Genomic DNA, 12,256 nt, shown 5'->3' with positions numbered 1-12,256 from the left:
TGGAAACACGCTGGATTTATCAGGCAGGACAGCCGAGTTCAGAGTGCTATGGGACAGACTCTCACCGAAAAGATCCTCGACGACCACCTCGTCGAGGGCGAACTCGAGACCGGCGAGGAGATCGGGATCGAGATCGACCAGGTGCTCACACAGGACACGACCGGTACGATGGTCTGGCTCCAGTTCGAAGCGATGGGACTGGACGAGGTCCAGACCGAGATCGCAGCCCAGTACTGCGACCACCAGACATACCAGTTCGACTTTAAGAACACTGACGACCACCGCTTCCTCCGTTCTGCGGCCGGCAAATACGGCGCTTACTTCTCTCGCCCCGGCAACGGTATCTGTCACAACGTCCACCGCGAGAACTTCGCGGCCCCCGGCAAGACGCTGCTTGGCTCCGACAGCCACACGCCGACCCCCGGCGGACTCGGCGAACTCGCGATCGGCGCCGGCGGGATCGACGTCACCGTCGCCATGGGCGGCGCTCCCTACTACATCGAGATGCCCGAAATCGTCAACGTCCGCCTCGAGGGTGAACTCCCCGAGTGGGCCACGGCGAAAGACGTCATCCTCGAGTTGCTGCGGCGCCTCTCCGTCAAAGGCGGCGTCGGCAAGATCCTCGAGTACACGGGCCCGGGCGTCGAGACGCTCACCGCGCCCGAGCGGATGACGATCACCAACATGGGTACCGAGCTCGGCGCAACGAGTTCGATCTTCCCGACCGACGAGCAGACGGAAGACTACCTCGAGCGCGTCGGCCGTGGCGACGAGTACGTCGAGCTCCAGCCCGACGACGACGCCGAGTACGACGACGAGATCGTCGTCGATCTCTCGGACCTCGAGCCGCTGATCGCTCAGCCGTCGATGCCCGACAACGTCGTCCCCGTCAGCGAAGTCGAGGGCGAGTCCGTCGAGCAGGTCATCGTCGGTTCCTGTACCAACGGTGGCTACGAGGACATCCTCCCCGCCGCGAAGATGCTCGAGGGTCGCGAGGTCGACAAGAAGACCGAGATGATCGTCGCGCCCGGCTCCAAGCAGGCCTCCGAGATGCTCGCCCGTGAGGGGTGGGTCGCGGAGATGATGGCCGCTGGCGTCAATTTCTCCGAGGCGACGTGTGGTGCCTGTATCGGCATCGGTCACGTCCCCGCCTCCGATTCGGTCTCGCTGCGGACCTTCAACCGCAACTTCGAGGGCCGCTCGGGTATCGAAGACGACAACGTCTACCTCTGTTCGCCGGAAGTCGCCGCCGCCGCGGCGATCAAAGGCGAGATCATCGATCCGCGCAACCTCGCGGAAGAAGAGGGCGACCTCGAGGCCCCCGGCGTCGAGCTTCCCGACGAGTACGACGGCTCGAAGACCGACCTCATCACGCCCGAAGAGGCCGTCGACGACGAGCTCGTCAAGGGCCCGAACATCGGCGACGTCCCGCTGCGTGACGAACTCGGCGACGATATCGAAGGTGAGGCCCTCCTGAAGATGGAGGACAACATCACGACCGACCACATCATTCCTGCGACCCAGGACATCCTGATGTATCGGTCGAACATCGACAAGCTCTCGGAGTTCACCCTCTCCCGCGTCGACGACACCTTCGCCGAGCGCGCGTCCGAAGCCGACGGCGGCGTCCTCGTCGCCGGCGAGAACTACGGTCAGGGCTCCTCCCGGGAACACGCCGCGATGTGTCCGATGTACCTCGGCATCGAGGCCGTCCTCGCACAGAGCTTCGCACGCATCCACCGTGCGAACCTCTTTAACTTCGGGATCGTTCCGCTGACGATCGACGAGGACACCTACGAAGAGATCGACCAGGGCGACGAGATCGAGATCGTCGACGACGTCTACGATGGCGTCACTTCCGGTCAGGAAGAGTTCACGGTCCGCGTCAACGGCGAGGACGAGTACACGGCCGTCCTCGACGCCTCCGAGCGCGAGCGCTCGATCCTCGCGGCCGGTGGCAAGCTCTCCTGGACGAAAGAGCAGGCCGAAAGCGGCTCCGGCGCTGCACCCGCCGACGACTGATCGGCTACTCAGCGTCACCACGACGAGTCGTCGTTCCCGACGTTCTCCATTTTTCGACGCGCAGACAGCGACCCTGTCTCGACCGACAGACTTCGGTCCGTAACCGCGGCCAAACGGTGTCCGGTGATCGTCATCGTCATCCGTCCGTGTCCGCTACCGCGAGTGAATGTCGACAGGATACGAACACGCCGGCTATCGTCGTCTCTTCGACGCGGACGGTCTCACCTTCGGTGCCGGATTTCCACTCACCGGCGCGAACCGTTCGACGCCCGACGTCTCCGAAGAACTCCGACTCGCGCGCCATGCAGAGTCGGTCGGCTTCGACGGGCTCTGGGTCCGGGACGTCCCGACCTACTGGCCGAAGTTCGGCGATGCAGGCCAAACGTTCGACGTCTGGCCGTGGCTCTCCCACGTCGCCGCACACACCGACGATATCGCGCTTGGCACTTCGAGTGTCGTCCTCACGCTTCGGCATCCGATTCACGTCGCCAAGTCGGCCGCAACGGTCGATCAGCTTTCGGACGGGCGACTCGTCCTCGGGGTTGCCTCCGGCGACCGTGATCCCGAATACCCCGCGTTCGACGTCGACCGCGAGGAACGGGGCCGGCTGTTTCGCGAGCGGTTCGAGGCGCTCCGAACGCTGTGGGGCGAGGCGTATCCGGAACTCGAAGGGGAGTGGGGTCGTCTCGAGGGCGATCTCGACGTCGTTCCGAAACCGACCGCGGAGACGATTCCGCTGCTTCCGACGGGCAACGCCCGCCAGACGCGGGGCTGGATCGCCGACCACGGCGATGGCTGGCTGTTCTATCACCTGCCCGAGCGCACGCTCGAGGACTACATCACCGACTGGCGCGAGACCGCAGGCCAGAAACCGTTCGCGATCGCCGTCCGGGTCGAGTTGGCCGACGAGCCGACGGCCGAGCCCGAGCCGTTACATCTCGGCTTTCACGCCGGTATCGAGTGGTTCCGCGATTATTTCGATCGACTCGAGGGCTACGGGCTCGATCACGCGATCGTCGGGATCGAAAACGACGACGCGGAGTGGGCGGTATCGACGTTCGCCGACGAGATTATCCACGGCCGGTAGCGTCGGAGCGCTCTCCTCGAATGCCGGAACGGTGTGCGTCTTCCAGTAATCCGTTATACGGTCTCCTGTAGTCAATTACCGCCGATCGCCGACCCCGGTCCTGGCGATCGGCGGGAAACCGGTACAGCAGTCCGTATCAGCCGTTGCTGTCGTCCAGTTGTGCCAACGAGATCGGGATCGTGGTCGTCGTCTCGGTCTCGACGGTCGTGTCGGGATCGACCTCGACGACGACCGATCTGGCGGTCCCGGTATGGTGGTCGACGGCCGTCTCGGATTCCGTCTCGATGGACCGACTGTTGGGTTCCGTCTCGACGTCGACCGCGACGTCCCCGGCCGCTCTCGTGTCGATCTCCCGTTTGTCGCGTTGGCCGTGATCCGACCTGGTGGACGCGGCTGTAGCCGCCGGTCGCCCGCTTTCGTTTAGCTCCGTGAGTCCCTGTATGTCGAGTCGAAGCGCCTGCTCTGGCCGACACGGGACGTCCGTTACGAAACGCGAATCGCTGGCGAGACACGTGGTTGTCTCGATCCGTATCAGTTTCTTCCCGTCGTCTACGACGTGTCGAACGACGATCACGGCGCTTTCGAGCACCGAGATTCGTGCGACGACGTTCGACTCGAGTGTGAACGGACGCGCTGCCTCGATCAACGTACTGTCGCCTTCGGCGGTGACGGTAAGCGTCGCGTCTTCTCGCTCACCGTCCAATGGTACGTGCTCACACCAGTCGAAGTCGACCGCGAGGTCGGCGCTTCGTTCGCCGGGGACCAGCGTCGTCGTCATTCGGTCGGTCGTCCCGGCGTCGTCACCTCGCTCGAGTCGGACGCCGGACCCCTCGAGTGCGAGATCGACGGTAATCGGTTCGGCCACCTGATTCGTTACGGTAAATTCCGTCGGTGGTCGGCGCGGCGCCCCCTCGAAGAGCACGCCGCCGTCTTCGAGGCCGTCCGCCGTCAACCCGAGGTAGGCGTCTCGATCACCGACGGTATCGACGGTGAACTCACGTTCGGCTTTCGTACTCGAACTCCCCAGCGTGTCGACGGCGAGTACGCTACTCGAGCCAGCGATCAGCGCCAGCGCAGCCCGCCTCGTTCGTTTCATGGTCGGTTATCGTAGAGCGGTCGTATCGGACGCAAGCGGTCGTGGTCCCGTTTCGGCGTCGGTCATCGGTCACCTAACTCGTCGTACTCGAGTGTGGTTCCCGGCGGATCAGTACCGATCCCGAGTCGATTGCGTCGGGCGAGATATCGATGTGCCAGCGCCGACACGCCAAGCGTGACGACGACGAACACCATCCACGCGGACGTCGAAAGGAGCGAAAACGGCCAGAACTCGAGTGTGGCACCGGTCAGTACGATCGCGATGAGCGTCGTCAACCCGAGGTAGTAGTCACTCCAGGGAATCTCGCGGCCCCGGACGACGTCCATGTAGATTTCGACGTCCTCGAGGGTCGACGTCGGCTCGACCGTCCCACGATCGCGATCGAAATCGACGACACCGGCTGTATCGAGCTTCGGTAGGTGTGTCTGCTGGAGCGCGGTATAGACTCGCTTTCGGTCGGTACTCGAAACCTCGTCGAACGCGTTGCCATCCTCCCAGGCGGCGATCCGTTGGGCCAGCGTCCCGATATCGACCGTTCGGTCGGTATCGGTCTGCATGAGCGTATGCAGGATGTAGCGCCGCCGCTGGTTCGAGAGTAGTTCGAATAGCTCGTCTTCGGTGAGCACACCGCGGTTTGACTGCGATTCCGTTGAGTCCCCGAACTGCTGTGCTTGACAGCCCCCCATTCAGTTCAATAGAGCAACACTTCATACATAAAGCCATTGGAAATTTCATCTCACAACGTTGGGGTTCTCACTAAAATGGCCCAGTTATCGATTGTGAAAACAGTCGCTGAAAGTCCTCACAGTGTGATGATCTCTGGATAGCGGTACTGAACGACCATCTGCTGTGCTATGTCCGAATACGTACTGGTAAGCGAGTCAACCGGTCGTAGCAGACCGGACGGTGGCTTCAAGCCGACGTTTTCACCCTCTCAACCTCGTCGATACGATCTCGCGGCGCGATCTCGAGGCCGTTGACCCCGGGTCAACCGACCGTCGACTCGATGGGGTCTCGGTCCGTCGACTATTGACCGATAGTCAACGCTGCTCGGAATCGTCTCCACGTCTGTATTACAATATCCCTTGCCAGTCATCGATGAGATGTGATCCCCGCGACGGGGATCGGGCGGGCGACGGCCTCGAGTCGGACCGTGACGTGACGTCGGCGCCCGTGAACACGATACGACAACGGAGAATCCAACCATGCAACGACGCAAATTCGTCATCGGAATGGGAGCACTGGCATCGGGAGCAGCTGCGGCCGTCGGTACGGGCGCGTTCTCGAGCGTGACCGCGACACGAGACGTCGAGGTCGAAGTCGCTGACGACGCCTCCGCCTACCTGCGACTCGAGGGCAGCGGTGGCGATAACTCGGAGTACGTTACCGACGACGGAGACGGCGGAACGCTAGAAATACAGCTCAACTCGAGCAACGAAACCGAGGCAGGTGGTGAGGGTGTCAACCCCGACGCGGTCACGAAGATCGACGATCTGTTCGTCGTCGAAAACCAGGGTACCCAGGAAGTCGATGTGGGTATCACCAAGACCGGTGACAATGCAGGGCTCGTCGAGTTCTATCCCGACGATGGCGACTACGACAGCACTCCACTTTCGGACAGCGACGAGACACTCGAAGCCGGTGGGAGCACATCGGTCAGCATCAAAGTCGACACGGAAGGTGAAGACGTCGATAATGAAGACGAACTGCTCGAGTCAGTGACCTTCAACGCGGACGCATCGAACTAGCCGAGTTGAAACGTCATGCAACGACGTAAATTCGTCTTGAGTGTCGGCGCGCTCGCCGCCGGTGGCAGCCTCGCGCTCGGAACCGGCGCGTTCAGCAGCGTCGAGGCCGAGCGTGACGTCGCCGTCACCGTCGCCGACGATGCAAGTGCATATCTCGGTATTCAACCCGGTGACGGACCGAACGGCAACTACGTCGATACGACGGCCAGCGACGCGCTCGCGATCAATCTCACTGGCGACAACGACAATATCGGCGACGGACTCGCCGGTGGCGAAGGGCTGAACGCGAACGCGGCGACGGCGATCGACGATCTGTTCACGATCCAAAACCAGGGTACCCAAGAGATCGACCTCGAGGTCACGCCACTGGCGTTCGGTGATGTGGACTGGCTCGATTTCGATGGCGTTCTTGGCGTTCTTCTGGCGCCACAGGCTGGAGAAATCGACATCGAAGTCGAATGGGGGATTCCGCCGTCGATGAACGTTATCTCCCTATCGACGCTGTCACCCGGCGACGAAATCGACTTCGGTCTCGTAGCGTTTGCGCTTCCTGAAAGCGCAGTCGACTCCGTCATCGTCGACGACGAAATCGAAATCACCGCGGAGGAGAGCTAATCATGTCAGACACACCACCAACGCTCAGTGACTACGAGGAACTGATGGATGGCGACGGGTTCGATCTGGATGGTCAGGATCTGGACAGGGAAACGATCAACACGGAACTGGAGCGACTCTTCACCAGTCAGTAGCGACACACCCACAACCTACCTGTGGGATCGCCGGACGGCATGAGGAACCGTACGACAACTGTGGCTGCCCGCAGGTATCGGCCTCCAATAGGAACGTCTGTTCCTATTGAAGAAATCGCAATATTTTAATTAGGTAAGTTACATAACCTGTGTTATAGGTGGGTGACTGTAGCTGCTGTAGGTGGTGACGAATGATTCGATGGGGGGTAAGACGGGGTCTACAGGCGCTGCTAGCCCTTGTTTTCGTCGCACTCATCGCCGGACAAATACTTGGACAGCCGATTCTCCTCGGGTTCGTCGAGACGGGAAGTATGGAACCGACGATCGAGACCGGCGATGGGTTCGTCGCCATTCCGAGTGACGTGGCTGGGCAGCCAGAGCCCGGGGACGTCGTCGTTTTCGAGGCCCAGCAACTACACGGCGGCGGGCTGACGACCCACCGAATAGTCGAAGAGACAGACCGAGGCTACGTCACACGGGGCGACGCAAATCCATTTCCGGATCAAGATGGTGACGAGCCATACGTCCAGGACGAACAGATCGTCGCAGTCGCCTGGCAACCGTCCGACGAAGTCGTTACTGTTCCGTCTCTCGGAACGGGGGTGATGGTGACCAGTAACGCCCTCGAGAGCGTTCAAGTCCGACTCGCGACTGCGTCCGGTATCAACTCACTCCATGGAACCGGTGGGCTGGCGTATCTCGTGCTCGGACTCTCTATCGGCCTTTATGTCGTCGAGACGATTCGCGAGCGACGTGAAACGTCCACCAAATCACGTCTGGCCCGTGACGATGAAACCGAACGCCTCAACTCGCGACTGCTCTGTGCGACGTTTGCGCTGCTGGTCGTCGTCGCCGCAGCAGGGGCGATGCTCGTCCCTGCCGGAACGCAGTCGTACGGCGTCGTCAGCGCCGAGTTCGACTCCGAACAACCATTGATGATCGAACAGGGCACTACCGAAGACGTCCCATACAGCGTCTCGAACGGTGGCATCGTCCCTATCATTTCCTACGTCGAGGCCGGAAGCGACCGCGTTGCACTCGACGCCGAACGGACGGCTGTCGGACCGCGCGATACCGACGACGTAACGATGTCGATAACGGCACCCGAAGCGACCGGACACTACCCGACCTACGTCACCGAGTACCGGTATCTCCACGTGTTGCCGCTGCCGCTCATCGACGTTCTCTACGACGTCCACCCCTGGGTACCGTTCCTGGCGATCGTGTCGCTGCTTGGCGGCGGAACGTACGGCCTCGGTCGCCTCCTCCTCGGATCAGCGGATCCACGCTCGAGGCGCAAATCGGTTCGAGACCGCGGTCGGAAGATTAGCCGTCCTTTCAAACGTCACTGAGACATGCTATCACAACCTGCTGACACGGACGAGACAGACGAGACAGCACACGAGCGACGGCTGCGAGTTCGGGTCTTCTTGATGGAGTATCGAACCGCACTCCTAGTCGCCTTCGTCCTCCTGTTCGCGCTGGGAGCGTGGGTGACCTACGGCGCCTACGCCGACCCTGGCGAGGAGACCGACCAGCGACTCGAGCACGCCTGGACTGCGACCGGAGAGCTCTCCCACGAGGCGACCGTCACCGAGTCGACGGCCGTCTTCCCGAACGGGACCGTCCTCCAGAACGAACCGGTGTACTACACGTCGATCACACCGGAACTCGAGGGCGAGTTCGTCGGCGGTTACGAGGGAGAAACCGCCGAGGACGTCGCCGTCGACGTATCCGTCGACCTCGTCTATCGAGCCGTCGATTCCGAGGACGGGACCGTCTACTGGAGCCAGCGAGAGACGGTTGGGTCCGCGAGCGAACCGACCGTCGCCCCGGACGACTCCGTCACCGCCGCGTTCGCCGTCGACGTGACCGACGTCGCGGCGTCGATCGACGAGATCGAGGCGGAGCTCGGTGCCAGTCCCGGCGAGACCGAGATCTACCTCGAGATCGATCGAGAAATCGAGGGAACGATCGACGGAGAGTTTCTCTCCGCTGGCGACCAGTATACGGTCGACCTCGAGTACGACGGCGACACCTACGAAGTCGTCGACGGCGGTGACGGCGCGTACGACGAGACCCGTGAGGAGTACGAGACGGTGACGGTACCCGCGACGGTCGGCCCGCTGCGGTCGATCGGCGGGCCGCTGGTGGCGTTGCTCGGGCTGGCTGGAGCCGGCGGCCTGGCGATCGCTTCGTGGCGACTCCCCGAGCCGACGGCGGCCGAGCGGGAGTGGCTGGCCTATCGGGACGATCGCGACGAGTATGCGGAACTGATCACGAACGTCCGGCTACCGGCGTCCAAGTCCACCTTCGCGTTCGACGAAACGGAAGACGACGGCGCCACGACCGCGAACGAATCGACGGCTCCCGAATCCGCGACCGTCGATTCCCTCGAGGAACTCGTCCAGTTCGGGATCGACGTGGGGGCTGCGGTCGTCTTCGATCGGCGAGCCGAGCGATACGTCGTCCACCATCGGGGGATCGCCTACGTCTACGAACCACCCTCCCTTCGGCCCACCCAGGCAAGCGACGAGCGTCCGGACGCCGACGCCGGCGACGATTCCGACACCGGTACCGATCTCGATCGCGACACGGAGACGTCGACCGACGGGTTCGACGCGTTCGAGACGGCCGAAGCGGCCGAGGTGGACCGTGAGAGTGAGATGGAGACAGCCGGGGAAGGAGAACCGAACGAGCGGCCGGACGACACCGAAACGGACGCAGCGACGTACCGCGACTAGGACGGTCCCAGCGAGGGCGTTCCACTGACGTGTTGACTCGCTGGGCGCGATCGGTTCGCTCTCGAGGGCGGGGTCCACGTCTATCACCACTGGCGCGACCGATCGTCGAATAGTGCTGTCCAACAGTATGAGCAGACGACAGCCGAGACCGCTCTCAGCCGTCGTTCGGCGCGTCCGTGGACGGCTCCTCGCTGTCGCCGTCTGCCGCGCGCTCGCGTAGCCGTCGTTTTTGCCGGCGTTCGGTCACGTGGTCGATACCGTCGGCCAACTCCGTTCTGACTTCGTCCTCGAAGGCGGCGGTCTCCTCGAGGAACTCACTCGAGAACTCCTCGACGAGTTCGAACGTCCACTGGTCGCTGATCGCACCCGCGGGAAGGTGCTCGTCACGGAGTTCGTCGGCCCACTCTTCGTGGCCGGCCTCCCGGAGCGCGTCTTCGGCGTCGCTCATCCGGTCCATCGCGTGGCCGAGTTGATGGTGAAACTCCAGGAGGGAGCCGTACGCCCGGTGGATATACTCGATACCGAGTTGCATCTCGTGGAGGGCCGTTTCCTCGGCATCGTCTAACTCGAGATCGTCGGGGTCGGTCGCCATAGCCGTTCGACGACGGACGCGATGAAAGTAGTTGCAGGCCCGGCAACGGCTTCCGACTCTCGACGACGCGTGGGCCAAAACACTATCGTCGGTTCGATATCTAGGTCAGCGTGAACGCGATGGCGATACTCGACGAACTCTCGGGCTACGAGTTCGAGGATCTGATGGAGGACGTGTTTCGACACCTCGGGTACGAGAACGTTCGGCAGTCGCCGCGGACGGCCGACGAGGGACGGGACATCCTGATGGAGGAGGTCGTCGACGGCCGTCGCCGGGCAGTCGTCGTCGAATGTAAGCATACGGACTCGGTGAGCCGTCCGGTCATCCAGAAACTCCACTCCGCGGTCGCGACCTACGACTACGATGGGCCGGTTCGGGGCATGGTGGTAACGACCGGCCGCTTTACTGGACCGGCACGCGAGTACGCCGACGAGTTGGGGGCGCGAGTCGATGGCGGCGTCGAACTACTCGACGGGCAGGACCTCCGGGAGATCGGCGAAGAGATCGGGATGGACCTCTACAACGGCCGGATCGAGATCCTCTGTGAGGAGGCGTTGCGCCCGACTCATCCCACCGCCAGCCGCGACGCCCCGGTCTTCGAGGCCGTCCGCGAGATCGACAACCTCGAGGCCGCGACGATTCCGACGCCGGAAACGCGCCTCGAACTCGAGCCGACGGTGACGGTCACTGCACGGACGAACGCGACGTTCGAGACGTCCGTCGGCGTCATCCACCGCGTCGACGAGACGAACGACCTGGTGATCCACGCTGCCCGCGACACACCGCGGGTTCCCGACGGGGAGGTCCAGTCGCTCGTGGCGACGCCCAACGCACCCCGGATCGACCTCGAGGACGAGCGTCGGAACCTCGAGCGGACGTTCGACGCGGTCGAGCGCAAGCGGTTCGGCCAGACCGAGACGGAGTACAAGGAGTGGGCGGTCGAGCGGCTACGACAGGCACACACGACGACGGTCCACTATACGGGCGACAACAACGTCGACTACGAGAAGACCTGTACGCCCTCTCGGTCCGACGTCATGGTCCACCAGATCGATCCCGTCTATCTTCCCTCCGTCCGGTCGCGGCTCCCGCTTGGCGAGTACGACTACCGCTACGAGTACTACGCCGCCGGCCCCTCGCGGTCGACCACGAGAAACGACCTCGAGGAGTGCGTTCACTGTGGGACCGGAGCGGGGACGCTCACCTACTGTGCCAACTGCGGCAGTATCAACTGCGAGGACCACATCGAGACGGAGCGAATCGAGGGCGAACCGGTCTGTACCGGCTGTGCCGTGACCGAACGGTTCGCGTTGAAGACGAAGTACTTCTACGACGAGGACAACCTCGAGGCCTTCCGCGCGGAGTACGACGAGATGGCGCTCCACGAGAAGGCAAGAGAGAACGTTCCCCTCGCGGTCGGTGTCGTCCTCGCGGCGCTGTTTGCCGTCCTCTTCGTCGTGGGGTCGGTCGGCATCGTCTGATACGGTCTCCGGTACCGATTTGCCGGCACGACCGCAGGGGTCGCGGTCGCGTCGGGAACGACGGACGTAGACCGTTTTACCGACGACCGCGCTCGACACCGCATCACAGCAGCGTCGCAAAGTCGTGGGCGAACGCCTCGACTTCCTCCCAGTCGGTGTACTCGTAGTCCCTGGAGGTGTCGGTATCTCCGCCTTCCTTCCCGACGACCCGTCGCATCAGGAACCGTTTCAGCAGGCCGTACTCGCTGTATTTCAGCGCACCCCCGACGAGCAGCGTCGTGTCCGGGTCCCAACCAGTCTCCTCGAGGAAGTCTTCGAGGATCTCCCGAACGGGCTCCCGATCGGCCGGATCGGGGTGGGCTGCAGTCAGACTCACGGAGAAAAACGCCGACGGGCATCGATTCAGCGTCGTCCGGTGATCACGAACGAACTGGTCGATGGCGGTCTGGTGCGATCCCATGTGGATCGACGCGCCGACGACCACGCCGTCGTACTCGCCCGGATCGAGCCCCGATGGTGGGTGTTTCGCGTGGACGAGATCCGTGTCGTGGCCGTCGGTCGCGAGCACGTCACCGATTCGTTCGGCGATCGTCGCCGTCTGTCCCTCACTCGTGGCATAACAGACGAGCACGCGGGCCATCAACGGCCACCTCGAGCGAATGCGGATGCTGTCTGGCTGGCCTCGACGTCGGCTCGACACGCGAACGCGAACATACGGGTCGTTCGTCGAACAACCC

12 protein-coding genes are annotated in these 12,256 nt (G+C 62.9%); 8 read left to right on the top strand and 4 right to left on the bottom strand.

What is annotated here, in order from left to right; all coding sequences use genetic code 11:
* Positions 1–48 precede the first annotated feature (48 nt).
* Positions 49–2,022, top strand: a complete 1,974-nt coding sequence (locus tag RBH26_RS11080; protein ID WP_306758342.1) for an aconitate hydratase — start codon at positions 49–51, stop codon at positions 2,020–2,022.
* Positions 2,023–2,188: 166 nt separating this feature from the next.
* Positions 2,189–3,109, top strand: coding sequence for a TIGR03571 family LLM class oxidoreductase (locus RBH26_RS11075; RefSeq protein ID WP_306758341.1), 921 nt, complete (start codon positions 2,189–2,191; stop codon positions 3,107–3,109).
* A gap of 136 nt (positions 3,110–3,245) precedes the next feature.
* On the opposite strand, the gene RBH26_RS11070 is transcribed toward RBH26_RS11075, so the two are convergent.
* Both RBH26_RS11070 and RBH26_RS11065 read right to left on the bottom strand, forming a co-directional pair.
* The gene (locus RBH26_RS11070; RefSeq protein ID WP_306758340.1) at positions 3,246–4,205 is read right to left on the bottom strand and encodes a hypothetical protein; all 960 of its coding nucleotides are present in this window, start codon (positions 4,203–4,205) and stop codon (positions 3,246–3,248) included.
* A 62-nt stretch (positions 4,206–4,267) separates the two neighbouring features.
* Positions 4,268–4,891 carry a DUF308 domain-containing protein gene (locus RBH26_RS11065; RefSeq protein ID WP_306758339.1) on the bottom strand — a complete coding sequence of 208 codons (624 nt, stop codon included), beginning with the start codon at positions 4,889–4,891 and terminating at the stop codon, positions 4,268–4,270.
* Positions 4,892–5,410: 519 nt separating this feature from the next.
* Here RBH26_RS11065 and RBH26_RS11060 point away from each other — a divergent pair.
* The 5 genes from RBH26_RS11060 (at position 5,411) to RBH26_RS11040 (ending at position 9,446) form a co-directional block, all read left to right on the top strand.
* Positions 5,411–5,953 carry a DUF1102 domain-containing protein gene (locus tag RBH26_RS11060; protein WP_306758338.1) on the top strand — a complete coding sequence of 181 codons (543 nt, stop codon included), beginning with the start codon at positions 5,411–5,413 and terminating at the stop codon, positions 5,951–5,953.
* A 15-nt stretch (positions 5,954–5,968) separates the two neighbouring features.
* Positions 5,969–6,568, top strand: coding sequence for a hypothetical protein (locus RBH26_RS11055; protein ID WP_306758337.1), 600 nt, complete (start codon positions 5,969–5,971; stop codon positions 6,566–6,568).
* 2 nt (positions 6,569–6,570) lie between these two features.
* A complete protein-coding gene (locus RBH26_RS11050; protein WP_306758336.1) occupies positions 6,571–6,702 on the top strand; it encodes a hypothetical protein in 132 nt (43 codons plus the stop codon).
* Positions 6,703–6,893: 191 nt separating this feature from the next.
* On the top strand, positions 6,894–8,054 hold the full coding sequence (locus RBH26_RS11045; RefSeq protein ID WP_306758335.1) for a signal peptidase I: 1,161 nt from the start codon (positions 6,894–6,896) through the stop codon (positions 8,052–8,054).
* Positions 8,055–8,057: 3 nt separating this feature from the next.
* Positions 8,058–9,446: a DUF5305 family protein gene (locus RBH26_RS11040; protein ID WP_306758333.1), complete on the top strand. Its 1,389-nt coding sequence runs from the start codon at positions 8,058–8,060 to the stop codon at positions 9,444–9,446.
* A gap of 154 nt (positions 9,447–9,600) precedes the next feature.
* On the opposite strand, the gene RBH26_RS11035 is transcribed toward RBH26_RS11040, so the two are convergent.
* Complete coding sequence (locus RBH26_RS11035; RefSeq protein ID WP_306758332.1) at positions 9,601–10,038, bottom strand: hypothetical protein; 438 nt, start codon at positions 10,036–10,038, stop codon at positions 9,601–9,603.
* Positions 10,039–10,157: 119 nt separating this feature from the next.
* On the opposite strand from RBH26_RS11035, the gene RBH26_RS11030 reads away from it, so the two are divergent.
* On the top strand, positions 10,158–11,519 hold the full coding sequence (locus RBH26_RS11030) for a restriction endonuclease (protein ID WP_306758331.1): 1,362 nt from the start codon (positions 10,158–10,160) through the stop codon (positions 11,517–11,519).
* A 103-nt stretch (positions 11,520–11,622) separates the two neighbouring features.
* On the opposite strand, the gene RBH26_RS11025 is transcribed toward RBH26_RS11030, so the two are convergent.
* Positions 11,623–12,159 (bottom strand): flavodoxin domain-containing protein, encoded by a 537-nt coding sequence (locus RBH26_RS11025; protein ID WP_306758330.1) that lies wholly within the window; start codon positions 12,157–12,159, stop codon positions 11,623–11,625.
* Positions 12,160–12,256 lie beyond the last annotated feature (97 nt).

It is taken from the genome of Natronolimnohabitans sp. A-GB9 (assembly GCF_030848565.1).
In the GTDB taxonomy this organism is placed as follows: Archaea; Halobacteriota; Halobacteria; order Halobacteriales; family Natrialbaceae; genus Natronolimnohabitans.
Note: the sequence above shows the minus strand (reverse complement) of the source record. Positions and strands in the feature narration are given on the sequence as shown.

Coding starts and splice junctions, on each gene's coding strand:
- RBH26_RS11080 (WP_306758342.1), top strand. CDS start 49: ATGGGACAGACTCTCACCGAAAAGATCCTCGACGACCACCTCGTCGAG.
- RBH26_RS11075 (WP_306758341.1), top strand. CDS start 2,189: ATGTCGACAGGATACGAACACGCCGGCTATCGTCGTCTCTTCGACGCG.
- RBH26_RS11070 (WP_306758340.1), bottom strand. CDS start 4,205: ATGAAACGAACGAGGCGGGCTGCGCTGGCGCTGATCGCTGGCTCGAGT.
- RBH26_RS11065 (WP_306758339.1), bottom strand. CDS start 4,891: ATGGGGGGCTGTCAAGCACAGCAGTTCGGGGACTCAACGGAATCGCAG.
- RBH26_RS11060 (WP_306758338.1), top strand. CDS start 5,411: ATGCAACGACGCAAATTCGTCATCGGAATGGGAGCACTGGCATCGGGA.
- RBH26_RS11055 (WP_306758337.1), top strand. CDS start 5,969: ATGCAACGACGTAAATTCGTCTTGAGTGTCGGCGCGCTCGCCGCCGGT.
- RBH26_RS11050 (WP_306758336.1), top strand. CDS start 6,571: ATGTCAGACACACCACCAACGCTCAGTGACTACGAGGAACTGATGGAT.
- RBH26_RS11045 (WP_306758335.1), top strand. CDS start 6,894: ATGATTCGATGGGGGGTAAGACGGGGTCTACAGGCGCTGCTAGCCCTT.
- RBH26_RS11040 (WP_306758333.1), top strand. CDS start 8,058: ATGCTATCACAACCTGCTGACACGGACGAGACAGACGAGACAGCACAC.
- RBH26_RS11035 (WP_306758332.1), bottom strand. CDS start 10,038: ATGGCGACCGACCCCGACGATCTCGAGTTAGACGATGCCGAGGAAACG.
- RBH26_RS11030 (WP_306758331.1), top strand. CDS start 10,158: ATGGCGATACTCGACGAACTCTCGGGCTACGAGTTCGAGGATCTGATG.
- RBH26_RS11025 (WP_306758330.1), bottom strand. CDS start 12,159: ATGGCCCGCGTGCTCGTCTGTTATGCCACGAGTGAGGGACAGACGGCG.